Origin of the sequence: Vibrio kasasachensis (assembly GCF_050337565.1) — a bacterium.
Lineage (GTDB): Bacteria > Pseudomonadota > Gammaproteobacteria > Enterobacterales > Vibrionaceae > Vibrio > Vibrio kasasachensis.
This window is the reverse complement of record NZ_JAKJTB010000019.1, coordinates 119902-144770: the sequence shown is the minus strand read 5'-3', so window position 1 is coordinate 144770 and position 24869 is coordinate 119902. Positions and strand designations below refer to the sequence as shown.

Genomic DNA, 24869 nt, shown 5'->3' with positions numbered 1-24869 from the left:
TGTTTGAGCAGTAGCAGCATGCTTAGTTGGTAAAAATGAATCAGTACCATGGATGGCAAAGACTTGAGCCCAATACCGTATCTGTCTTGAAGAAATTGAATATTGTTTTGCTAAGTAGAGAGATGACGTGCCATCTAAGTATTGCTTAGCAATGATACATTTTAGCTCTCGGCTATATTTGGACATAAAAAGACCCCCAATAATTGGTGTCTAACTATTGGGGGTCAGTTCAAATTGAGGCTGGCTTTTTGTTTCTGTAGCCTAGCTACTCAAGTTCTTTGTCTTTACCTATCGATAAAACCCAGATGCAAATTGCTGCGACAACAGCAAAGCCTGATAAAATGATCACTGGCATCGCGCCATAACCAAGTACATGCCAAATTACCGATTCAAATGTACTCATACCTTGTTCCTTATTGCCAGCCTTCTACGCCTTCCATATCAGGAAGTTTGTGGGCGATGCCCTTGTGGCAGTCGACACAGGTTTTCTCACCGTTTGCCAATGCGGTTGAGTGCTGTTTAGCACCACGCGACCCTTGTACAGAGAAGTCCATATAATCAAACTCATGGCAGTTTCGACACTCTAAAGAATCGTTGCCTTTCATTCTTGCCCATTCGCGCTCTGCAAGATGACCTCGGCGCTGTTGGAATTTTTCAGGTGTATCGATCGTTCCGGTTACGTAGTGCGCAAATAGCTCTTTCGATGCCTGTACCTTACGTATGATCTTGTCTGTCCATTCATGTGGTACGTGGCAATCAGAGCAGATAGCACGTACACCAGAACGGTTTGAGTAGTGAATAGTCTCTTTTATTTCGGCAGCAATCGGTGCGTGACAACCCGAACAAAATTCTTCGGTGTTGGTTGCCTCCATCCCGGTGTTAAATGCGCCCCAGAATAGAAGACCACCCGCAAAGCCCATAAATAAGACAACCCCTACGGCTGCTTTACTTGGACGAGTGAGTCGCTTCCAAAACGTTTTCAATAATTTCATATATTAACCTCGTTAATCGTGTGTCCGGGCTATTTCAGCGCTTGAACACGTTCGAAATCATTTCCAACTAGCGGTGTCGCATCAGCTTGAGGTACGTGACATTGCAGGCAGAAGTAACGTCGTGGAGACATGTCCGCAAGAACCGCATCTTCGCGGTTAACATAGTGAGTAACACTAATTTTTGTTGCGCCTTCTTCTTTTGCTTTTTTCCAGCTATGGCATGACAAACACTTATTCGCGTTTAGGGATACTTCATAGTTGCGAATGCTATGTGGGATAAGCGGTGGCTGATATACATAGCTACTTTCTAGAGGCTGCTCTTTAGGGTATTTTTTAAAGTCATCTGCTGGGCGTGTTTCTTCCAACTGCTCGGACCCACGCAACGATTCTAGACCGCCGTGGCCACCTGGGTTGTTAAGTTCTGCTAGTGCACTGCCACTGAGCACGGTACCCAGTGCAAATAGCGCAATTATTAATTTTTTCATTTTAACTTCTCCGCCAACAAGGCTAAATTCTGATCAGGTCGCGCGGTGCACGACCTATGTATGAGTTAAGCGATCTTGGTGATCTTTACTGGACACTTTTTAAAGTCGGTTTGCTTAGAAAGTGGGTCAGTTGCATCTAGGATCAACTTGTTAATCAGAATGCGCGCGTCAAAAAACGGCACGAATACAAGTCCTTGTGGTGGGCGGTTGCGTCCACGAGTTTCTACTCGGAGGCGGACTTCACCACGTTTGTTCGACATGAGAACTTCTTCGCCACGGCGCACGTTTCGAGCTTTAGCATCATCTGGGTGCATGTAACAAACCGCATCTGGTACCGCTTTATAAAGCTCAGGCACGCGGCGTGTCATACTGCCGGTATGCCAGTGCTCAAGTACGCGACCAGTACAAAGCCACATATCGAACTCGCTGTTTGGTACCTCTGGTGGCGCTTCATAAGGTGCAGAGATGATTTTTGCTTTACCATCTTTGTTACCGTAGAAATCCCAACCAGTTCCCGCTTTAGCATAAGGATCTGAGCCTTCTTTGAAGCGCCATAGGGTCTCTTTACCATCAACGACAGGCCAACGTAAGCCTCGAACTTGGTGATAAACATCGTACGGAGCTAAGTCATGTCCGTGTCCACGACCAAATTCAGCGTACTCTTCAAACAAGCCTTTTTGTAAGTAGAAACCAAAGTGATGTGCATCATCGTTAAGCTCACGAGCTTCTTCGATAGGGAACTTGTCAACTTGCCCATTTTTGTACAACACGTCGTACATGGTTTTGCCGCGGAATTCTGGTGATTTAGCAAGAAGTTCTTCTGGCCACACTTCTTCAATCTTAAATCGTTTAGAGAACTCAACAAGCTGCCAAAGGTCAGACTTAGCATCACCGACCGTCTCAACTTGTTGATACCAAGCTTGTGTACGTCGCTCTGCGTTGCCGTATGCGCCTTCTTTTTCGATCCACATAGCGGTAGGAAGAACAAGGTCAGCGGCTTGTGCTGTAGCTGTCGGATATGGGTCAGACACAACAATGAAGTTATCTGGGTTACGGTAACCTGGTAAGCGCTCGCCATTAATGTTTGGACCAGCTTGTAGGTTGTTTGTACATTGAACCCAGTAACAGTTCAGTACGCCATCATTTAGCATGCGGTCTTGTAAAACGGCGTGGAACCCAGGTTTTGGTGGAATGGTACCTTCAGGTAGCTTCCAGATTTTTTCTGCAATTTTGCGGTGTTTTGGATTCTTTACAACCATATCGGCAGGTAAGCGGTGAGCAAAGGTACCCACTTCACGAGCGGTACCACAAGCAGAAGGCTGACCCGTTAATGAGAACGGGCTATTGCCAGGAGTGGCAATTTTACCAGTAAGTAGGTGAAGGTTGTAAACCAAACCGTTCATCCATACACCACGAGTATGTTGGTTCATACCCATGGTCCAAAGTGACATTACTTTGGTGTTTGGATCGGCATATTGTTTCGCGAGTTTGATCAGCTTGTCTTCATCAACACCCGAAATTTCTGATGCTTTCTCAACAGTGTAAGGTGCGACAGACTTTTTGTACTCTTCAAATGTAATTGGCGTTTGCTTGCCAGAATTTGGGTTTTTCGCTTTTACTTGCAGTGGGTCGTCATCACGTAAACCATAGCCGATATCAACATCAGTCTGAGTAAAGTTGGTGTGTTTATTGACGAAATCCCAATTTACCGCATCATTTTCAATGATGTAGTTGGCGATGAAGTTCGCGATTGCAAGATCAGATTGAGGGTTAAAAATGTAACCGTCATCGGCAAGTTCAAATGATCGATGGTAATAGGTCGACAGTACATTTACTTTCACATGAGGGTGGCTTAAGCGGCGATCAGCAATGCGGGTCCATAGCACAGGGTGCATCTCAGCCATGTTAGAACCCCAGAGTACAAAGGCATCTGCGTGCTCAAAGTCATCATAACAACCCATAGGCTCATCAATACCAAATGCTCGCATAAACCCAACTACGGCTGATGCCATACAGTGACGAGCATTTGGGTCGATGTTGTTAGAGCGGAAGCCAGCCTTCATTAATTTTGATGCTGCATAACCTTCCATTACAGTCCATTGACCAGAACCAAACATCCCGATGCTTGTCGGTCCTTTCTTTGCCAGTGAGGCTTTCCATTTTTCTGCCATGATATCAAACGCTGCATCCCATGATACTGGGGCGAACTCACCGTCTTTGTCATATTTGCCGTCTTTCATACGAAGCAGAGGCTGAGTGAGTCGGTCATTGCCGTACATGATTTTAGATAGGAAGTAGCCCTTAATACAGTTGAGACCTTTATTCACCGGTGATTCGGGGTCACCTTGTGTTGCAACAACTTTACCATTTTGAGTGCCTACGAGCACTGAACAACCAGTACCGCAGAAACGACAAGGAGCCTTGTCCCATGTGATCTTTGTTTGGTCTGAGCTGGCAATCAGATTGGTTGCAGTTGCAGGCAGTGTAATCCCCGCTACTGCTGCCGCAGATGCAGCCGCGTTCGCCTTAACAAACGCGCGTCTTGTCATTTTCATGCTTCACCCTCTACTTGGGAATGTTGTGTTCCAGTGTTTTGTTCGCCGTCGTCAAGTCCAGTCTCGATTTGGTGGTAAACCATTACTGTGCTGACAACATGTGCAAAATTTGTGATTTTTTCGATAACATCTGTAATAAACCCATGTGTTTGGGTTTCAAGAACAACGACTAGCTTGCCTTCTGGACTCTCGCCATAGATTTCAGCGTTGTCGAGTTGGCTGATTTGAGCTTTCACTGTTTCCATATACTCTGGTACGACATGGATGATCAGACTTGATATATGAACTTCATTTTGTGGCATTATCTGCTCTCATTTTTTAGGTTCGCCTTAGGCGATGGAATTGCTCACATTGATAGACGAAGTAGGGCATACCGACACACAAGCACCACATCCATTGCATTGCTGTGTATTTAGTCTAGGTTGTGCTACGCGACCAACTTCCAATTGAAATTCAATCGCCATGTTTTCGCACATTTCACCACAAGAGCGGCATTCAACATTTCGCTTTGCTAAGCATTGTTCATTGATACTGGCTTTTGCTTGCCAAGCAGGATCCTGTTTGGAAGCAAATAGAGGTTCAGGACAAGCTTCGGCACACTGGTAGCAAAAAGTACATTCACCAATGGTGAAATCAATTTGAGGAAACCCGCCATCGCCTTTGACAATAATTTGTGTCTCGCAGGCTTTGAGACATTCGCCACATTGTGTACATAGGTCAGCGAAAAATTTAGGCGCATTCAACCAAGGCAGGCGTAAAGTATCTTCACTTGCCGTGTTGCGGGTAAAAAGTCGTCTTCTTGAAAGATCAACCATTTAACAGGAATCCAGATTGAGGGTGAATGGAAAATTAGACCATTAACAACCTTTCATTTATCAATACATAAATTGTAAGATTTGAAATATTTGTATAAATACCCCAAAGGGGGTAATTAGCAATGGATATTGTTTTAGATCAATTATTTCAAATGGCTTTGATCACATATTGTGTAAAGTGTTACTTTATTTATAGTCTAGAAAGGCTAAATGTCGCCACATTGTTTTTGAGGTAATGTTGTTAAAAAGTATTAAAAGGTCAGTAACTGGGACCATAGCAAAGGCATTATCATTGATTGTGTTGCTATCAGTTGTAACGATTGGTTATGCCTTCGTATTACTTGCGTCGAGTTTAAATGATGCGGAAGCGCTTAATGTGGCAGGGTCTATGCGGATGCAGAGCTATCGGCTTGCTCATGATATTCAATCACAGTCACACGACTTTTCTTCACATATTTACTTATTTGAGCGTTCAATTTATTCACCTTCAATGAAAGCGCTGCAAAATTGGAATGTGCCGGATGATATTACTTTGGATTACTATCATTTGATTATGCGCTGGCATGAATTGAAATATGTGCTGGAAGGTGAAAAGCGTTCTGAGTATCTGATGCTGGTGCCGACTTTTGTCGCGCAGATCGATGCATTTGTATTCAAGTTACAAGGGTTTTCGGAACGTAAATTGGTGGAATTAGCTTGGGTTGGCGCTGTTGGGCTAGGTGGAATTCTAGTCATCAGTGTCTTCGTCGTTCTGTTTGTGCGCAGAGAAATTGTCCACCCCCTTAAGGCGTTAGTGATCGCGAGCAAACAAATACAGTCTCATTCATTCGATGTTGAACTCAATGTCGTGAGCGACAATGAGATGGGCATTTTAACTCGCACTTTTAACAATACAGCTAAAGAGTTAGGTCGGCGCTATCATGGCTTAGAAAAGGCTGTTAATGATAAAACACATAAATTGCAGCATGCTAATCAATCGCTCCACGTTCTCTACCAGTCCTCCAGTGAGTTAACTGCATCAAGAATTACATCTGACAATTTCTCCGCGATCTTGGAGCACATAGTCAGCATTGAGGGTGTCAGTGCGGTTAAGCTGGAAGTTGGAGATAGCACTGAGAAACCGATGGTATTGACAAAAGGGGTACTGAGCGAGACAAATCTGTCATGTCGCACCCTTGTTTTAGATGGTCGAGAGCTGGGCTTACTCTATTGGAATTGGTATTTGCCGTGTCCGGATCAAGATTTGATTGATAACTTTGTTCGAATTCTCGCTCGTGCGGTCTACTACAATCAAGCTCAAAGGCAAACGGAACAGTTATTATTATTGGAAGAGCGAGCAACCATTGCAAGAGAGTTGCATGACTCGTTAGCGCAATCGCTTTCTTACCTGAAAATTCAGGTTTCATTGCTCAAAAGGGTAATGAAAAAGCTCGAAAAGAGTCCCAATGTGGACAAAGCGAGCGACATTGTTACTGATTTAGACTCGGCATTATCAGGCGCCTATACGCAGTTACGTGAGTTATTGACCACCTTTAGGTTGTCTATTAAAGAAGGCAACTTTGGGAGCGCACTTAAAGAAATGTTGTTACAACTTCAAGACCAAACTCCCGCGAATATTTCCTTGGTTAATGACCTATCTTCGATTGAGATTGATGCCCATGAACAAGTGCATTTACTACAGTTAATTAGAGAAGCAACGATCAACGCGATCAAACATGCCAATGCAACAACAATAAAGGTCTCTTGTACCGAGAAAAATAATACTATGATTATCAAGATCATAGATGATGGCGTGGGTATCGATAATCAAGAAAATAAATTGAATCATTATGGTTTGTCGATTATGCATGAGCGGGCAAGTCGCTTAAATGGTCAATTAACTATTAATACAGCCAGCCAAAAAGGTTGTGAAATTGAATTAACATATCCAAGAACAAAGGATGATGACTTTGACACAATGTAGAGTAATGCTCGTCGATGACCACCCTCTGATGCGTCGAGGTTTAAGCCAATTACTGAGCTTTGAAGATGAATTTGATGTAATTGCGGAGGTTTCTTCCGGGGCAGAGGCCGTGGCGAAGAATCATGAAATAGAGCCCGATTTGATTTTGCTCGACCTGAATATGAAGGGCATGTCGGGACTTGATACGCTAAATGCACTTAGAGCGGATAGTTGTGATGCTAGTATCGTGATTCTGACGGTATCTGACAGTGCGGCTGATATTGATGCACTAATTAAAGCTGGCGCGGACGGCTACCTGCTCAAAGATACAGAGCCCGATGATCTAATTGATGTACTAAAGAAGAGTTTGCAGGGTGATAAAGCGTACAGTGCGGAAGTGGCACAGTATTTAGCTGAGCGAGAAAATAAAAGCGATGTGTTTGATACGCTAACAGATCGGGAGATGCAAATCTTGCGTCAAGTTGCAAAGGGACTACGCAACAAACAGATTGCCGATAACCTTTTTATTTCTGAGTCGACAGTAAAGGTGCACATGAAGAGCCTGTTGAAGAAGTTAGTGGTGCCATCACGTACTGCTGCAACTGTGCTTTATCTAGAGCGCTATGGTGAGAACAAATAGCGAGATTATCTAGTGTAAAACAAGCGGGCTCATCGGCACTCGTTAGCGATGAGCCTGCGAGTGATTTACTTAGATACTTGATTCATAGTTATTGCGTTGTGGGCAGGTGCCAATAATTTCGTGTCTACCTGACTCTTTAACTTCTTCGACTATGATATCGAAGCCCCATAAGCGATAAAGATGCTTCAACACTTCGTTGTAACCTTCATGCAGTGGAATACGGTCATGTGGAACATACTGCAGCGTCATTGAACGATCTCCACGAATATCGACGTTGTATACTTGGATATTCGGTTCAAGGTTGGATAAATTGTATTGCGCTGCGAGTTTTTCACGAATGATTCGATAGCCGGCATCGTCATGAATATGACTTACCTCGATGTAATTCTTTCTGTCATCATCGACGATGGAAAATAGCTTGAAATCTCGAATTAGCTTGGGTGATAAATATTGGCTAATGAAGCTCTCATCCTTGAAGTTATGCATGGCAAAGTGCACCGTTTCTAGCCAATCGCTGCCAGCGATTTCAGGGAACCACTCTCTATCTTCGTCGGTCGGCTCTTCGCAAATTCGGCGGATATCGCGGAACATAGCGAAGCCTAGAGCATAAGGGTTAATGCCACTGAAGTGGGGGCTGTTGTATGCAGGCTGAGCAACAACGCTAGTGTGGCTGTGAAGAAACTCAAGTATGAAGCGATCCGAGACTATACCTTCATCATACAAGTGATTCAAAATAGTATAGTGCCAGAAGGTTGCCCAACCTTCGTTCATCACTTGCGTTTGTTTTTGAGGATAGAAGTATTGGCTAACCTTACGAACAATACGCACAATCTCACGCTGCCATGATTCTAGAAGAGGAGCATGTTTTTCAATAAAGTAGAGGATATTCTCTTGTGGTTCACTAGGAAAACGTATTTTTTCGTTATGTTCCTTTTCAGCTGATTTTGGTACTGTGCGCCATAAATCATTTACTTGAGATTGTAAGTAGGTTTCACGTTCTTCCTGACGCATTTTCTCTTCAGCAATAGAGATTTTTTCGGGGCGCTTATAGCGATCGACACCATAGTTCATTAATGCATGGCATGAGTCCAATAACTCTTCGACTTCAGTGACGCCGTATTTTTCTTCGCACTCGCTAATGTACTTCTTGGCGAACAACAAGTAGTCAATGATTGACCCTGCATCTGTCCATGCTTGAAATAGGTAGTTGCCCTTAAAAAATGAGTTGTGCCCGTAACAAGCGTGGGCCATGACCAAAGCTTGCATTGTGACAGTGTTTTCTTCCATCAAGTAGGCGATACAGGGATTGGAGTTAATGACAATTTCATAGGCTAACCCCATTTGACCGTGTTTATAGCCTTGTTCCGTTTGAATGAATTTTTTGCCAAATGACCAATGATTATAATTAATTGGCATGCCGATGCTGGAGTATGCATCCATCATTTGTTCAGAGGTAATCACTTCTATTTGGTTAGGATAGGTATCCAGTTTATAGTGCTCTGCCACCCGCTTGATTTCGACGTGGTAGCGTTCTAATAAACCGAATGTCCAGTCAGGACCATCAGGCAACAGTTTATTATTTTTTTTTGTCGGTGATCTTGTTGTCATGGTACCTCCCTAAGCGTTTTCTTTTTTGAACAATTCCCTAAAGACAGGGAAGATGTCATCAACGCTACGAATATTCTTCATGGCAAAGTTAGAAAAGGTATTTTCAAGTTTTTCGTATTCATGCCATAAGGTTTGATGAGAACGGCGAGTGATCTCTATGTAAGAATAGTATTGGCACTTAGGCAACAACTCTTCTTGTAGTAGCTCTTTGCATCGAGGTGAATCGTCTGCCCAGTTATCCCCATCGGAGGCTTGTGCAGCATAAATGTTCCACTGTCCGATAGGGTAGCGGTCAGTCACTATCTCGTTCATCAAACGCAGTGCACTTGAAACAATGGTCCCCCCTGTTTCTTGTGAATAGAAAAACTCATGCTCATCGACTTCCTTAGCTTGAGTATGATGACGAATAAATACCACTTCGACGTTTTGATAAGTGCGAGTAAGGAATAGATACAGTAGGACGTAGAAACGTTTAGCGATGTCTTTAGTTGCTTGATCCATAGAACCGGACACATCCATTAAACAAAACATAACCGCTTGGCTCGAAGGGATAGGTCGACGCTCGTAATTTTTAAAACGCAGATCAAACGTATCGATAAAAGGCACGCGGTTGATTTTATTTCTAAGTGATTCGATTTCGTCCTTTAAACGACGCTCTTCGATCAGCTGTGCGGGTTCTTGATTTTTGATTCTCGTTAGCTCTTCTTCCAATTCGTGCATCATGCGGCGTTTGCCAGCAGTCAGTGCTGTACGACGAGCCAGAGATTGTTGTAACGATTTTACTATCGCGATATTGGCAGGGACCCCAGCGGTTTGATAGCCTGCACGGTGGGTCTTCCACTCCGTTATTTTGTTCACTTGAGTTTTATCTAGATTCGGTAACGCCAAATCTTCAAAAAGAATATCTAGGTATTCATCTTTGGATATTTGGAAAACAAATTCGTCTTCACCTTCACCATCCGGACTCGCTTCACCATCACCGGAACCACCTGCACCTTGCCCGCCACTTTTCGGTCTATCTACTTTGTCACCTTTGATAAACTGATCGTTGCCGGGGTGCACACGTTCTTTGAGACCACCTTGACCTTGATGAAATATTGGCTCGCTAATGTCTTTGTGTGGGATCGCGACATCCTCACCAGTCTCGGTATTGGTGATGGATCGACGGTTAACTGCGTCAGCAACCGATTCCTTGATTTTTTCTTTATGGCGACGAATAAAGCGCTGCCTGTTAACGGCACTTTTATTCTTGCCATTCAGTCGTCTATCAATAAATTGCGCCATGAGTCACCCCTTATTTGCTACATACCTTTTCTATATAAGCATGTATTTCCGCGCATCCAATCTCCTGCCAGAGCATCACACTCTGACAGGTACTCCATGGGCAATCCTCTAGATGTCGAATAGAGGATTATTCTGCTGCTATTAAGATGATTTACGTACTCGCAGATACCATTCAGATAGCAAGCGCACTTGCTTCTCTGTATAGCCTTTCTCCATCATGCGTGCGACAAAATCGTCGTGTTTTTTCTGATCTTCAGAAGAAGTTTTTGCATTGAAGGAGATAACAGGAAGCAGTTCTTCAGTATTGGAGAACATTTTCTTCTCAATGACAGTACGTAGTTTCTCATAGCTGGTCCAAACAGGGTTTTGACCGCTATTGTTAGCGCGAGCACGCAGTACAAAGTTAACGATTTCATTACGGAAATCTTTTGGATTGCTGATACCCGCCGTTTTCTCTATTTTTTCAAGTTCGTTGTTGAGTGCGGAACGGTCGAATAGCTGACCTGTTTCTGGATCGCGGTACTCTTGATCTTGAATCCAGAAATCAGCATAAGTCACGTAGCGGTCGAAGATGTTTTGACCGTACTCTGAATAAGATTCCAAGTACGCGGTTTGAATTTCTTTACCAATAAACTCAACGTAACGTGGTACGAGGTAGCCTTTCAAGAACTCTAGATATTTGTCCGCGATATCTTGTGGAAATTGCTCACGTTCAACCTGTTGTTCGATAACATAGAATAGATGTACAGGGTTGGCGGCGACTTCACTTTGGTCGAAGTTAAATACACGTGATAGGATTTTGAAAGAGAAACGAGTTGATAGACCCGACATTCCCTCATCAACGCCACCATAGTCTCGATACTCTTGGTAACTTTTAGCTTTTGGATCGGTATCTTTCAATGTTTCGCCATCATACACGCGCATTTTAGAGAAAATGGATGAATTTTCTGGTTCTTTCAGGCGAGAAAGAATACTGAACTGAGCGAGTAAATCGAGCGTGCTTGGTGAGCAAGGTGCTTTAGATAGTTCGGAATGATCGAGCAGTTTTTGATAGATTTTAACTTCTTCAGAAACCCGCAGACAGTAAGGTACTTTGACAATATACACACGGTCCAAGAATGCTTCGTTGTTTTTGTTGTTACGGAAAGTCTGCCACTCTGATTCGTTAGAGTGAGCGAGAATCATGCCGTCGAATGGCAGGGCGGAAAGCCCTTCAGTACCGTTGTAGTTGCCTTCTTGAGTTGCAGTTAGCAGTGGATGTAGCACTTTAATCGGTGCTTTAAACATCTCTACGAACTCCATTAAACCTTGGTTCGCTTTACATAATGCACCTGAATAGCTGTAAGCATCTGGATCATCTTGTGAAAAGTGCTCAAGCATACGGATGTCGACTTTACCCACTAGTGAGGAAATATCTTGGTTGTTTTCATCGCCAGGTTCGGTCTTAGCAACGGCAAGTTGGTCAAGAATAGAAGGACGAACTTTGACAACTTTAAATTTGGATATATCACCACCAAATTCGTGTAGGCGTTTTGCTGCCCATGGCGACATAATTGAACGTAAGTAACGTTTTTCTATGCCATATTCACGCTTGAGTAGATCGCCATCTTCACTCATATCAAATAGACAAAATGGATGGTCATTAACCGGGCTACGTTGACCATTGGCGGAGAGTAGGTAGACTGGCTGCTGTTGCATTAAAGCTTTCAATTTTTCGGCGATAGATGATTTACCACCACCAACTGGACCAAGCAAATACAAAATTTGTTTCCGCTCTTCAAGACCTTGAGCCGCGTGTTTAAGATAAGACACAATTTGTTCAATGGCATCTTCCATGCCGTAGAAGTCTTTAAATGTCTCGTAACGTGAAATTACACGGTTTGAAAATATCCGGCTAAGATGAGGATCCTGTGCGGTGTCGATCACCTCAGGCTCTCCAATAGCCATCAATAAGCGTTCAGCTGCATTAGCGTACGCGCTTTTGTCATCCTTACATAGCGCTAAGAAATCTTGTAAAGATAACTCCTCATCCTTAGACGCTTCATAGCGTGCTTGGAAATGGTCGAAAATGCTCATAATGATTTCCCCTTTGAACCTGTCAAACTGACTTACAACTCGCAAAAATTAACTAATCCCTCATTAGTTAAGACTAGTGTGGATTTCTAATTTTGCTTAAAAAATATGTGTTTATTTGCAAATTTATCGTCAAACCCCTGCCATGAACTCAGCTATTTTTTTGTTAAAAATATTCTGAATGAACTCGATTTAAAGAAGATCCATCGATTTGATTTCTCTGAGGCTTGTGCTCTTCTAAGTCTCTTGGAGCTGGAAAATTGCACAATTTGATTAATGGTACGTCATTCTTTATAATTTGATGAATTATTGATAATGTGAATGGATGGATTTGTGAAAAAAGAGTGTCTACAACTTGGTGTAAGTTTGGTCGCGTTGCTGTCAGCAAGCGCAAGTGCGAGTATTAGTCAATGGTCTTTGGGTGTTGGTGCATCTTATTCACCAGCGGTATATAAAGATACGCCTTCAAATAAAGCAGTGATCCCGGTGATCGGTTACGAAGGTGAGCACTTCTTCATGCGTGGTTTCAGTGCTGGTTATCGGCTTAACCCTGTAGGCTCGACTCATAACCTTGTATTTAGAGCGGTGTATGATCCTCGCACCTTGAAGCCGGAAGACTCAAACAATGCAGTGGTTAAGCAAATGGATAAACGTGATTCAACTGTCTTGGGTGGGGTGAGTTACCAGTTGATAACTTTAGTCGGCATGTTTGAAGCGACAGCAGGTACAGATTTGGGCGGAGCTCACAACGGGTTGTACAGCGAAATGGCATGGCGCTTACCATTTCGTCGCAATGGCTGGGGTGTGACTCCGAGTCTTGGTTATGCGTATAACAGCGATGAAATTAACAACCACCTTTATGGTGTAAGCCAAGCTGAAGCAAGTCGAGCCAACATTGCCCCATTTGATGCCGAGTGGGATGGACAATATTTTGTAGGCTTATCTGGTTATCTGCATCTAACCCCGAACGTTAGGCTTGCTGCAGGTGTTCGTTATACTAATCTTGAAGGTGAGATAGAAAAAAGCCCACTGATAGAATCGGGAGTAAATACTACAGCTAATGTGAGCGTCGCCTACACTTTTTAATACTCTTTTGATCGCAATAAAAAGGGCTGCATAATTGCGGCCCTCGAAGCGAAATTTGACTATTAAGCGTTAAAAATCTGCTTAAGTTCATTTGCACATAAGTGATATTGGCGAGGGCAGTTACGCCATGTGGCTAGCATGCGGCGATACTTATCTTGCATTGGCATTTGTGCATTGAAGTGATGCTCGCCTTTATCAAATTGAGGATATAGACCCTCTGAATCAACAAGGAAGCGAACGTAGTGTACGAGTTTGCATTCGGTGCCACAGTCAAAGCCAAGGAATTGCAAGCGGCGTTGATCTACGTTTTGGCGTTCATGCTCTTCCAACATATTGTTAGATTCTTGCATTGCGTGATACATCTCCATGATGTCGATTATTTCACGACATTCATCTTCTTCAATGCAACCAAAATCTTTGCTAATTTCTTGCATTTGCAAAACATAACCACGCTCTACAATTGTTTGTAAGCGGCTGTATTTCTGTGCATTTTCTGGATTCATCTGTGACATCAGGTAGTACTGGTTAGACAGAATCAAACGTTGAGCGTTTGTCATTTCCATTATTAGGTGACCTCATAAAATCTAGTACATCTTTAATGTGCTTAGGTTATCTCGTTGTTGTAGCTTGAAACATGATCTCAACACATATTTATGAGTGAAAATGAAAATAAATAAACTATTTTTTATGATAGTGACTATAGATGTAATCTCGGTCGGAAAAGGTGCGTAACCACTCAGGTTTAAAGACCGTTAGCACTGTGATAGCTATACCATTAAGGAAACCTTCAGGGAATGCAAGCAACACCATGAATAATAAGTAGTTATCGACAATGGTTGGCCAGCTATATACGCCGGTCAACAAATAAAACAACCCTGTAACTAGTAAGTGAATACTGCCACTTATTGCACCATTAATGAAACCTGCAACAAAGATGTAAACGAAAATATTTCTTGGTAAAAAGTGGTAACTGATTAAGAAAATACCATAACTGGTTAATATGGGTACAAAGCAGGAAAGTAGTAGGAATTGCCCCATGCTTGCTAAGGAAAGTGGACCAAATAGTACTAAGCATGAAACGATAGGCCAGCAAACTAGATACGCAATGCGCCAGCCATACATTAGGGTTAAACAGGTCAATCCTAGAAAGTGAATACCCAGCCCTATTTTTATACCTGCCTCTGCCGACCACAATAGAAAGAGAATAAAGCAAATAGCAAACGTGAGGTGTTGAAACGAGCTTTCACGCATTAGCTTGGGGACAAAGTTAGAATGGATATCAGAGTAACATGGGATGAGTGCCAATAGCGCAATCGCCCAAGTGAACAGTTCAGTTAATAGCACCAATCAGCTCCTACAAAAATACCAACCCGAGGGTTGGTATTTTTATGAACTTGTTATCAATTGGTATCAGTATATTACATTAGAGTGATACTGCTTAAGAATTGACTTAATATTTTCCATCGTTTCTTTCGATGGCGGGTTAACACCGTCAAGAGGGTAATCGTACCCTAGTGCTTCCCACTTATGTGCGCCTAATTTATGGTAAGGCAAAAGCTCAATCTTCTCGATGTTGTCCATATCTTTAATGAACTCCCCCAGCAAGTGTGCGGATTCATCATCGTCAGTATAGCCAGGAACAACAACATAGCGGACCCACGTTTTTTGACCAAGCTTGTGTAGGTAACGGGCAAAATCTAATACACGACGGTTTGAAACACCGATAAAATCTTGGTGAATTTCATCTTTCATGTGCTTAAGATCAAGCATTACAAGATCGGTTGCTTCAAGCACTTCGTCAACGACATCAGTGTGTTTACGAATGTAGCCATTGGTATCAAGACAAGTATGAATACCTTCTGCTTGAGCAGCGCGGAAGAAGTCGCGTACAAATTCAGGTTGCAGCATCGCTTCACCACCTGAACATGTGATACCACCACCGGAAGCATTCATAAAGTGGCGGTATGACTTCGCTTCAGTAATTAACTCGTCGACTGTTACTTCTTTTCCGTCATGAGTGTCCCATGTATCACGGTTATGGCAATACATACAACGCATTAAACACCCTTGTAAGAATACGATAAAGCGAATTCCAGGGCCATCCACTGTCCCACATGATTCAAAGGAATGAATACGACCAGTCTTTGACATGAGTTAATCTCTTTAGCTATTATTTGAACATTATTTTATTACAAATTACCCCGATTAAATAGGGTTATACGTGCTTCTTAGTGAATTAATCTACAAGGGAAATTAAACTGAATAAAACTTACTCAATTGGTGATCGAGTTTGAAATGATTATAAGAAAAAGAATAAGGAAATCGAGGCGTTACCGTGGGTACTATCTACCGCCTCTTCGTAGTCATTGGTGTTAACTGCTGCAGTAAAACTGCCGCCAAAGTTGGCATTGTACCAAGTAAATCCGGCAACAAAGGTTGCCTGACTTTTTTCTAGTGTGACAGGATAGTTTTCTGGGTCAGGAATGCCCGGTCTATCGCCTTCAATTGTGATATCGTTAAATCTGTAGCGTGCCTCCAGTCCGGTAAAAGCAAACCACCCACTACTTCCTTTCCCTAGATACCCAGATCGGAAAGGTCGTTCACTATCGATGTTCGCTGCGCCAATACTAGAGGATAAGTGCTCACCCCAACGAAACATCACCCCAGTTGATGCATCGCTACGGAAATTACCAACATTTGCTTCGGAAACATTAGACACTTCAAATTGAGTTGAATTGGCGAAGCTTGTTCGATTCCAATTGTAGTGGTTTAAATAACCCAGATTGGCGACTAATCCTTCATCAATTTGAAACTTCCAACCATTAGGGTATTCAGAGTCAGTGATATCGTGCACAAAGCGTTGAGCTTGTTGAGCCAGAGAATGTTTGCCCACCGTTCCCAAAGTGACACTATAACGAGTCATCCGCTCAGGCAAAATCGTTAAGTAATTAATCTCAGTATAAAGAAAGCCGGCATAAGGGCGATCATTTTCAACCGGGAAAGAAGAAGCGATGTTCTCCGGTGTATACATTTTCTGCCCAAAAATAAACTCCAATTTATCAAGCGAGCGAGCAGATAAGCTTAATGGCTCTAATTGAGAGTTATCACCTAGTTCTCCAGTGGTGTAACTGATGAATAACCCATTGGTGTAATCATTGTCCAATCCAAACGGAGCATCGTTGTCGGAGGTGAAACTAACAGTTGGCAACTGTGATGTATAGCCACTAGTAGAAATCAGCAAAGAGATAAGCACAAAATAATGTGTTTTCATTGAAGCTCTCCTTCGAGGCGCGCGTGCAAATATGGTGCGTAATTTACAATGGCATGAAGGTTATTATAGTTGCAGCTGAGAGTTTATGTGTTGATAGATAAGACAATAAAAAGATGGGTGGGTACAGATATAAAAAAAGCCCCGCTATAAAAGCGGGGCTTCATCAATCAATCATTCAGCTGAGAATTATAGAGACTCAGTGAAAGTACGTGCGATTACGTCAGCTTGTTGCTCTGCAGTTAGAGAGTTAAAGCGTACAGCGTAACCAGAAACACGGATTGTTAGCTGAGGGTAGTTCTCAGGGTGCTTAACTGCGTCTTCTAGAGTTTCACGGTTAAGAACGTTCACGTTTAAGTGCTGACCGCCTTCGATACCAGCTTCATGGTGGAAGTAACCATCCATTAGGCCTGCAAGGTTAGCGCGTTGGTTATCTTCTTCTTTACCTAGTGCGTTTGGCACGATAGAGAAAGTGTAAGAGATACCATCTTGAGCGTCAGCAAACGGTAGTTTACCTACAGAAGTTAGTGATGCTACAGCACCTTTCTCGTCACGACCGTGCATTGGGTTTGCACCAGGAGCGAAAGGAGCGCCAGCACGACGACCGTCTGGAGTGTTACCAGTTTTCTTACCGTACACAACGTTTGAAGTGATAGTAAGGATTGACTGAGTAGGGATTGCATCACGGTACATCTTAAGCTTACGGATTTTGCCCATAAACGTAGAAACAAGTTCACATGCGATGTCATCAACGCGAGCGTCGTTGTTACCGAATTTAGGGTAATCGCCTTCGATTGCGAAGTCGATTGCAATACCATCTTCGTCACGAACTGGTTTAACAGTTGCGTATTTGATTGCAGATAGTGAATCAGCAGCAACAGATAGACCTGCGATACCACATGCCATTGTACGACGAACGTCACGGTCATGAAGAGCCATTAGAGACGCTTCGTAGCTGTACTTGTCGTGCATGTAGTGAATGCTGTTAAGTGCAGTCACGTATTGCTTAGCTAACCAATCCATGAATGTGTCTAGGCGACCCATCACGTCATCGTAGTTTAGAACTTCGTCAGTGATTGCGTCTGACTTAGGACCAACTTGCATTTTCAGCTTCTCATCAACGCCGCCGTTGATTGCATAAAGCATAGTTTTAGCAAGGTTAGCACGCGCACCGAAGAACTGCATTTGCTTACCAACGATCATAGGAGATACACAACAAGCGATTGCGTAGTCGTCAGATTGTAGGTCAGGACGCATTAGATCATCGTTTTCGTACTGAATAGAAGAAGTATCGATAGATACTTTTGCACAGAAACGTTTGAAGCCGTCAGGAAGCTGCTCAGACCAAAGTACAGTGATGTTTGGCTCTGGAGAAGGACCCATAGTGTATAGGCTGTTTAGGAAACGGAAGTTAGTACGTGTTACTAGTGTACGACCGTCGATGCTCATACCACCCATTGATTCTGTTGCCCAGATTGGGTCGCCAGAGAACAATTCATCGTATTCAGGAGTACGTAGGAAACGAACCATACGTAGCTTCATTACGAAGTGGTCAATCATTTCTTGAGCTTGAACTTCGTCAATCTTACCAGCTTCGATATCACGTTGGATGAAGATGTCTAGGAAAGTCGAAGTACGACCTAGAGACATTGCAGCACCGTTTTGTGATTTAACAGCAGCTAGGTAACCGAAGTAAGTCCACTGGATAGCTTCTTGAGCAGTTTGAGCTGGCTCAGAGATATCGAAGCCGTACTTAGCTGCCATTACTTTGATTTGACCTAGAGCGCGGTGTTGCTCTGCAATTTCTTCACGAAGTTGCATAGTTGCTGTTAGGTCTTCGCCGTTTTCAAAACGCTCTTGAAGAGATTTGAATTGAGCCAACTTGTCCTTCATTAGGAAGTTGATACCGTACAGTGCAACACGACGGTAATCACCGATGATACGACCACGACCGTATGCATCTGGAAGACCAGTAAGAACACCAGACTTACGACAAGCTAGGATATCAGGAGTGTAGATATCGAAAACGCCAGCGTTGTGTGTTTTACGGTATTCAGAGTAGATTTTTGAAACCATAGGGTCTAGAGTTTCACCGTATGCTTTACAAGAACCTTCAACCATACGCACACCGCCGTTAGGGATGATTGCACGTTTAAGCGGCTTTTCAGTTTGTAGACCTACGATAGTTTCTAGATCTTTTTCGATGTAGCCTGCATCGTGAGCAGTGATGGTAGAAATAACAGAAGTATCAAAATCTACAGGAGCTTTAGTTGCGTTTTCCTGTTTGATACCTTCCATTACTTTAGCCCAAAGCACGTTAGTTGCTTCAGTACCTTCAGAAACTAGGAAAGATTCGTCGCCTTCATATGGAGCGTAGTTTTTCTGGATGAAATCACGAACGTTTACTTCGTTTTGCCACTCACCTTGTGCAAAACCTTCCCAAGCTTTAGCAAATTGCTCTGCCATGACATACCTACCTTTTTAGTAGAAAAAACACGTACTGCTTTCGCTGCTGAGCTAGCTATCCTCGGTTAAAAGGAACAGTACACTCTTATTTAAATAACAATGTGTTATAGGCTCTATTGATCGATTTATATATTGGATCAAAAGTCTATACAAATTGTCATTACTCTTTATATGGAATCTTACCAGCTGAATTACAAGGTTACACTAAAAAAATTTTTAAACCTTAAACTAAATCAATAAAATCTAAAAAAAATCGATAAAAAGGGGAGCGCAAAGCGCATCCCCAACAGTTATAGCTCAAAAATTATAGGAATGCCTTAAGACCGTATTGACCTTCAAGCATACCAACAGCAAGCATCGCAATCAGACAGATTACAAGTACGCCTACTGGGATAATGATTTTATCAACAAACGATAGGCGTGAAGCACGCTCTTTGTCGCCAATAAGACCGTTATTATCTAGTAGCATGGTTAGCGCCCATGCTAGAACTGGGTTAGCTACTGCAGAAGCAAAGATACAGATACCTGCAGCTTGTGAATCTTTAGAGTCTCTAACCATTTGCATACCTGCTTCTAGTAGTGGTAGTGATACACCCACTAGTAGAGCAACGCGCATTACCGGTGGCCATACAGCGATGTCCATTGGGAAGCCGAGGATAGCAACAATAATACATAGTACGCCAAGTAAAATGGCACCACCAGGGATTGGACGCTTAGCGATCGCCGCTGGGATCATGTAAGTACCCCAAGACGAAGTAATGTTACCACCACCTACTGCTGTACCTACCATCTGACGGAAAGAACACATGGTCATCGTATCATCAACGTCCATTAGTACTTTTTCAGTTTTTCTTGGGTAGTTCAGTTCTTGGAAAATACGGTGACCTAGGAAGTCAGGAGACCACATTGCAACTGCAAGAATTGCGAACGGTAGCGATGCAATAAAGTGTTGTACGTTAGGAAGACCTAGCATCCAACCTTCACTTGTGCTGCCCCACCAGTAGATTGGGTTTAGGTTTGGAATACCAGTTTCCGTTTCAAATACGATATCGAAACCAGTTCCCATTAGAAGAGCGATAGCAAGACCTGCGAATGCACAAACAGGGATAGCTAACCAACGCTTATTCACCTTCGCAAGGAAAGCATAGAGTACGATAGTTACCGCAAGAACGATTAGACCAACGTAACCCATGCTACCAGCTTCAACCGTGGCAGATTGTAGACCAACGGCCCATTCTTGAATGGACGTGATTTGGCTTACTGTACCAGTTAAACCTAGGAAGATAAGCAAGCCACCGGCGGTACCTTCGGAGGTTAGGTTAACCAGCTTCGAACCACCCTTAAGGAAACTTAGGATCAGACCGAATACACCAATAAGTATAGCTAGCGCAAGTGGGTGAGCACCTGCAAGCGCAATAGTACCGATTAACGGGATCATTGGGCCGTGGTTACCAGCTAAGTTCGCTTTAGGGTTAAAGAAGCCTGAAGCTAAAACACAAAATAGCAGCGCAGGGATTAACATCTCTACACGAGCGACTTCAATGGCAAAGTCTTTACCTAGGTTAACGTGATCCCAAGCAGCTGTCAGACCTTCTGCCCAAGACATCATAACCGCTGAATACATCGCGATGATGCCAATCGTACCTGCAAGAGCAGGAACTAAATCCTCAAGCTCGAAACGGAAGTCGCGACCAGGAAGGTTCAATTTGAAGCGACGTGGCTTCATAATTTGTAGTTCGTGATCTAGGTAATCGGAACGGCTTGCAAACTCCGAGGCTGGACGATGCAGCTCGCGATAGCTCTTATTTTCGATATCCGAATCAGAGTGCGGCTTATTGACTGCGTCTGACATAGATTCCTCATATTTTAAAAAGTTGATGATGTTTTCAGTTGCTCTTTTTATTATTAGTTAAGCGACTGCGTAAATGTCGGTTTAAGCTTCCAGCAAAATCCTTTTGCCCTCCAGAAGCACGTGGCGCATGTGCTTTAAAGTAGACAAAGAAGCGGACAAAGGCGTCTGTGGATGCTTTCATCTGTCGGGAGTTTAACGTGCTAATTCTCAACAGTGATTGATTTAGATCACTATATGAAAGAATGTGAAAGAAAACTACGCAGCATGATTAAGGTTTGACTAGTTTCCTTCGGTAGAACTGAAAAAAACATTTTGTATTGTAACTTTAACCAAGCTTTTAGTCCTTTTTTAAGTTTAAAAAAACAAAAAAAAGAGAGAGGTTTGCTTCAATGGAAGTGTGTCTCAAATGTTAAACCTTTAAGGGGTGGTTGTTTCGCTAAGCTCGATTTATGCGCGCAGGAAAGTGGTTATGACTATTATGTGCATTATTACGCACATAATGTCGCTAAATATGTAACTTATACAGGTTAATGAGTTGTTGCATGTTTTTTGTGTTAGTGCTAGTTTGAGTGATGGTGGGAGGAACCCATGCAGTCAAGTACTTGTAAAGAAAGTGTTTGATCAAGAAGACATCACAGGGAGAAAAAGCGCATGAATGACGTACCCGCGCTAAATATCAATAATTTACATAAGACCTTTGGTCAAAATGAAGTATTGAAAGGCATTTCATTAGAAGCACATAAAGGCGACGTTATTTCCATTATCGGTTCGTCAGGTTCAGGTAAAAGCACCTTCTTACGTTGTATTAATCTCCTCGAAATCCCAACCAATGGTGAAATTTGGGTCAATGGTGAATTGATTGAAATGAAACATAATCGCCAAGGTGAAGCTGTCCCAGTTAATGAAAAACAAGTTCAACGCATCCGTTCACGTTTAGCGATGGTATTTCAGGGTTTTAACCTCTGGTCCCATATGACGGTGCTTGAGAATGTGATCGAAGCCCCAGTTCATGTACTTGGCGTGCCTAAAGCACAAGCGATTGAAAATGCAGAGCTACTCTTAAAAAAAGTCGGGTTGTACGAGCGGAAAGATTATTACCCAGGGCATTTGTCTGGTGGACAGCAGCAGCGCGCTGCAATCGCAAGAGCCTTGGCTGTTGATCCAGAAGTAATGCTATTTGATGAACCCACCTCCGCACTTGACCCAGAATTAGTCGGTGAGGTCTTAGGCGTAATGCGAGATCTCGCTGAAGAAGGACGTACTATGTTGGTTGTTACGCATGAAATGGCATTCGCGCGCGATGTATCTAATCATGTGATGTTTCTTCATCAGGGTGTAGTAGAAGAGCAGGGTGATCCTGCCAGATTATTTACTAATCCTGAGTCGGAGCGCTTGCAGCAGTTTATCTCTTCAATTTATTAACCGTCTTGTTTACATATCTTGTCTATATAGGGAAATAAGGCGGAGCAACACACCATCTAATAATCAAATATAAGTAAAACAATCACAGGAGTATGGAAATGAAAAAGTGGTTAGTCGTAGCAGCACTTGCAGCTACAACCGTCACAGGGATGGCGCAGGCGAAAGATTGGAAGACAGTTCGCTTTGGTATTGAAGGGGCATATCCTCCATTCAGTTGGACGGAAGCCGATGGCTCACTGAAAGGCTTTGATGTCGATATGGCTAATGCGTTGTGTAAAGAGATGGACGTGAAATGTAAGATCGTACCACAAGATTGGGACGGTATTATTCCATCGCTGCTAGCACGTAAATATGATGCAATCATTGCCGCGATGTCGATCACTGAAGAGCGCAAGAAGAAAGTCGACTTTACTGGCAAATATGCGCTAATCCCAAACCAATTCATTGCTAAAAAAGGCGCAGGTCTAAACTTTGATAATTTAGACGGCGTAAAAATTGGCGTTCAGCGTGCAACGACTCATGACAAATACCTAACGGATAACTACGAAAAAGTGGAAATCGTGCGCTATGGTTCATTTGATGAAGCGTATTTAGATCTAGCAAACGGGCGAATTGCTGCGGTATTGGGTGATGCATCAGCACTAGAAGAAGGTGTCCTTAATGCGGAAGGCGGCGCAGGCTACGAGTTCGTTGGCCCATCGCTAACTGATCCTAAATGGTTCGGCGACGGTTTTGGGATTGCAGTTCGTAAGCAAGACAAAGATCTTACCGAGAAGCTAGACGCGGCGATCCTTTCTCTACGTGAAAAAGGTGTTTACCAGGAAATCGCTGCAAAATACTTCAAGTATGATGTTTACGGTAAGTAAGCAGTAGTTAGCGACCGTTGGCTTGTTCCTAGAAGTAGCCAACGGTCGGTTTTGAGTTTAGGGACAGGAACTCACCTATGCTGGATCTTCAAGGATACGAAGCCTCCATTCTAAAGGGGGCAGTGCTAACAATAGAAGTTGCTCTTCTATCGCTGTTGCTCGCCGTAATATTGGGAATGCTTGGTGCGCTTGCAAAACTGGCGCCTTACCGTTGGGCGAGAGCCATTGCAACGCTTTACACCACTATCATTCGTGGAATTCCTGATCTGGTATTAATGATGCTGATTTTTTTCGGCGGTCAGATTCTATTAAACAACAGTCTTTATTCAATCAATGAATGGTTAAATGAATGGTTTACGTCTAGTGACCCAAATCATGAGTGGACTGCTTATCTTCCTGATTACATCGACGTTAGCCCATTTATTGCCGGCGTACTCACCATTGGTTTTATCTTTGGCGCCTATATGGCAGAAACCTTTCGTGGTGCCATTATGGCGGTAGACAAGGGAGAACTAGAAGCGGCGAAAGCTTACGGCATGAGCGCAACGTTAGCTTTTAGACGTATTCTTTTCCCGCAAATGGTACGCCATGCATTGCCGGGCTTCGGTAACAATTGGTTAGTCCTGCTTAAAACCACCGCACTAGTTTCCATTATCGGTTTAGAAGATATGGTACGTGTAAGTACGCTTGCTGCAGGCTCAACTAAAATGCCTTTCACTTTTTATATGGCGGTGGCAGTCATCTTTCTCTTTTTTACCAGTGTATCGACAGGCTTACTCAAGCTTGTGGAGCGTAAGTTTAGTATTCATGCGAGGTAAGAAATGGACTTCTCACTGATTATTGAAAGTTTGCCCATCTACCTTGAGGGGTTATGGACTACCTTTTGGCTGGTCAGCACTGCGCTGATTCTTGGCTTGATGGTGGCGATTCCATTGGCAATTGCGCGTAACAGCCGCAACTATCTACTGATGGGGTCGAGTTGGAGCTACATCTATTTCTTCCGTGGTACACCATTACTAGTGCAACTATATTTGATTTATTACGGTATGGATCAGTTTTTCCCGGTCAAAGATACGTTGTGGGAAAATGCTTGGTTTTGTGCGTTAGTTGCATTTGTTCTCAACACGTCTGCCTATACCGCTGAAATTATTCGCGGTGCGATTAATGGCCTACCAAAAGGGGAAGTGGAAGCTGCGAAAGCTTATGGTATGAGTACGTCGATGACTTATCGCCGCATTATTTTACCCAGTGCACTGCGTCGTGCATTGCCTGCTTACAGTAATGAAGTGATCTTTATGCTTCATGGCAGTGCCGTTGCTGGTATTGTTACTATCCTTGATCTGACTGGGGCGGCACGGTTGGTTAACTCTCGCTACTATGCACCATTTGAGTCATTCTTGGCTGCAGGCTTCTTCTACATGGCACTGACATTTGTGATTTTGTGGATATTCAAAAATGCAGAGAAGAGATTTTTGGCTTACTTAAGACCATTAAGTTAACCAATACGATTTCTGG

22 protein-coding genes and 1 pseudogene are annotated in these 24869 nt (G+C 43.1%); 7 read left to right on the top strand and 16 right to left on the bottom strand.

The window, feature by feature from the left end; all coding sequences use genetic code 11:
* The 7 genes and pseudogenes from L4C38_RS16265 to napF all read right to left on the bottom strand — a co-directional run.
* A pseudogene (locus L4C38_RS16265) lies at nt 1-186 on the bottom strand (helix-turn-helix domain-containing protein); the annotation flags it as partial.
* Between the two features lie 79 nt (nt 187-265).
* On the bottom strand, nt 266-403 hold the full coding sequence (locus tag L4C38_RS16260; RefSeq protein WP_428798608.1) for a TIGR02808 family protein: 138 nt from the start codon (nt 401-403) through the stop codon (nt 266-268).
* A gap of 10 nt (nt 404-413) precedes the next feature.
* Nucleotides 414-992 (bottom strand): NapC/NirT family cytochrome c, encoded by a 579-nt coding sequence (locus tag L4C38_RS16255; RefSeq protein WP_428798607.1) that lies wholly within the window; start codon nt 990-992, stop codon nt 414-416.
* A 29-nt stretch (nt 993-1021) separates the two neighbouring features.
* A complete protein-coding gene (locus L4C38_RS16250) occupies nt 1022-1477 on the bottom strand; it encodes a nitrate reductase cytochrome c-type subunit (RefSeq protein ID WP_428798606.1) in 456 nt (151 codons plus the stop codon).
* Nucleotides 1478-1542: 65 nt separating this feature from the next.
* On the bottom strand, nt 1543-4032 hold the full coding sequence (gene napA, locus L4C38_RS16245; RefSeq protein WP_428798605.1) for a periplasmic nitrate reductase subunit alpha: 2490 nt from the start codon (nt 4030-4032) through the stop codon (nt 1543-1545).
* Nucleotides 4029-4334: a chaperone NapD gene (locus L4C38_RS16240; protein ID WP_428798604.1), complete on the bottom strand. Its 306-nt coding sequence runs from the start codon at nt 4332-4334 to the stop codon at nt 4029-4031. The genes napA and L4C38_RS16240 overlap by 4 nt, the downstream gene beginning before the upstream one ends.
* Nucleotides 4335-4361: 27 nt before the next feature.
* Entirely contained in the window at nt 4362-4847 is a 486-nt protein-coding gene (gene napF / locus L4C38_RS16235) for a ferredoxin-type protein NapF (protein WP_428798603.1), read from the bottom strand.
* A 238-nt stretch (nt 4848-5085) separates the two neighbouring features.
* Here napF and narQ point away from each other — a divergent pair, with 238 nt between their 5' ends.
* Both narQ and L4C38_RS16225 read left to right on the top strand, forming a co-directional pair.
* Complete coding sequence (gene narQ / locus L4C38_RS16230; protein ID WP_428798612.1) at nt 5086-6810, top strand: nitrate/nitrite two-component system sensor histidine kinase NarQ; 1725 nt, start codon at nt 5086-5088, stop codon at nt 6808-6810.
* Nucleotides 6797-7429 carry a response regulator gene (locus tag L4C38_RS16225; RefSeq protein WP_428798602.1) on the top strand — a complete coding sequence of 211 codons (633 nt, stop codon included), beginning with the start codon at nt 6797-6799 and terminating at the stop codon, nt 7427-7429. Before narQ ends, L4C38_RS16225 begins: the two co-directional genes overlap by 14 nt.
* A gap of 69 nt (nt 7430-7498) precedes the next feature.
* Here the strand turns inward: L4C38_RS16225 and L4C38_RS16220 are convergent, their stop codons facing one another.
* From L4C38_RS16220 to L4C38_RS16210, 3 genes are all read right to left on the bottom strand, one after another.
* The gene (locus tag L4C38_RS16220; RefSeq protein ID WP_428798601.1) at nt 7499-9037 is read right to left on the bottom strand and encodes a SpoVR family protein; all 1539 of its coding nucleotides are present in this window, start codon (nt 9035-9037) and stop codon (nt 7499-7501) included.
* 9 nt (nt 9038-9046) lie between these two features.
* On the bottom strand, nt 9047-10321 hold the full coding sequence (locus tag L4C38_RS16215; protein WP_428798600.1) for a YeaH/YhbH family protein: 1275 nt from the start codon (nt 10319-10321) through the stop codon (nt 9047-9049).
* Between the two features lie 141 nt (nt 10322-10462).
* Nucleotides 10463-12397: a PrkA family serine protein kinase gene (locus tag L4C38_RS16210; protein ID WP_428798599.1), complete on the bottom strand. Its 1935-nt coding sequence runs from the start codon at nt 12395-12397 to the stop codon at nt 10463-10465.
* Nucleotides 12398-12727: 330 nt separating this feature from the next.
* Here L4C38_RS16210 and L4C38_RS16205 point away from each other — a divergent pair, with 330 nt between their 5' ends.
* The gene (locus tag L4C38_RS16205) at nt 12728-13480 is read left to right on the top strand and encodes a MipA/OmpV family protein (RefSeq protein WP_489686413.1); all 753 of its coding nucleotides are present in this window, start codon (nt 12728-12730) and stop codon (nt 13478-13480) included.
* A 62-nt stretch (nt 13481-13542) separates the two neighbouring features.
* Here L4C38_RS16205 and L4C38_RS16200 read toward each other — a convergent pair whose 3' ends face one another.
* The 6 genes from L4C38_RS16200 to L4C38_RS16175 all read right to left on the bottom strand — a co-directional run bounded on the left by L4C38_RS16200 (nt 13543) and on the right by L4C38_RS16175 (nt 21066).
* On the bottom strand, nt 13543-14043 hold the full coding sequence (locus tag L4C38_RS16200; RefSeq protein WP_428798597.1) for a YfbU family protein: 501 nt from the start codon (nt 14041-14043) through the stop codon (nt 13543-13545).
* 115 nt (nt 14044-14158) lie between these two features.
* Nucleotides 14159-14824, bottom strand: coding sequence for an energy-coupling factor ABC transporter permease (locus L4C38_RS16195; protein WP_428798596.1), 666 nt, complete (start codon nt 14822-14824; stop codon nt 14159-14161).
* Nucleotides 14825-14890: 66 nt separating this feature from the next.
* Nucleotides 14891-15631, bottom strand: a complete 741-nt coding sequence (gene pflA / locus L4C38_RS16190; RefSeq protein WP_428798595.1) for a pyruvate formate lyase 1-activating protein — start codon at nt 15629-15631, stop codon at nt 14891-14893.
* Nucleotides 15632-15779: 148 nt separating this feature from the next.
* Complete coding sequence (locus L4C38_RS16185) at nt 15780-16751, bottom strand: lipid A deacylase LpxR family protein (RefSeq protein ID WP_428798594.1); 972 nt, start codon at nt 16749-16751, stop codon at nt 15780-15782.
* A gap of 186 nt (nt 16752-16937) precedes the next feature.
* On the bottom strand, nt 16938-19214 hold the full coding sequence (gene pflB / locus L4C38_RS16180) for a formate C-acetyltransferase (RefSeq protein ID WP_428798593.1): 2277 nt from the start codon (nt 19212-19214) through the stop codon (nt 16938-16940).
* 304 nt (nt 19215-19518) lie between these two features.
* A complete protein-coding gene (locus L4C38_RS16175; RefSeq protein WP_428798592.1) occupies nt 19519-21066 on the bottom strand; it encodes a DUF3360 family protein in 1548 nt (515 codons plus the stop codon).
* 651 nt (nt 21067-21717) lie between these two features.
* Between L4C38_RS16175 and L4C38_RS16170 the strand changes: the two genes are divergently transcribed.
* From L4C38_RS16170 to L4C38_RS16155, 4 genes are all read left to right on the top strand, one after another.
* On the top strand, nt 21718-22488 hold the full coding sequence (locus L4C38_RS16170) for an ABC transporter ATP-binding protein (protein WP_428798591.1): 771 nt from the start codon (nt 21718-21720) through the stop codon (nt 22486-22488).
* Nucleotides 22489-22586: 98 nt separating this feature from the next.
* Nucleotides 22587-23354: an ABC transporter substrate-binding protein gene (locus L4C38_RS16165; RefSeq protein WP_428798590.1), complete on the top strand. Its 768-nt coding sequence runs from the start codon at nt 22587-22589 to the stop codon at nt 23352-23354.
* 77 nt (nt 23355-23431) lie between these two features.
* Nucleotides 23432-24172, top strand: a complete 741-nt coding sequence (locus L4C38_RS16160; protein WP_428798589.1) for an ABC transporter permease — start codon at nt 23432-23434, stop codon at nt 24170-24172.
* A 3-nt stretch (nt 24173-24175) separates the two neighbouring features.
* Nucleotides 24176-24853: an ABC transporter permease gene (locus L4C38_RS16155; protein ID WP_428798588.1), complete on the top strand. Its 678-nt coding sequence runs from the start codon at nt 24176-24178 to the stop codon at nt 24851-24853.
* Nucleotides 24854-24869: the final 16 nt, after the last annotated feature.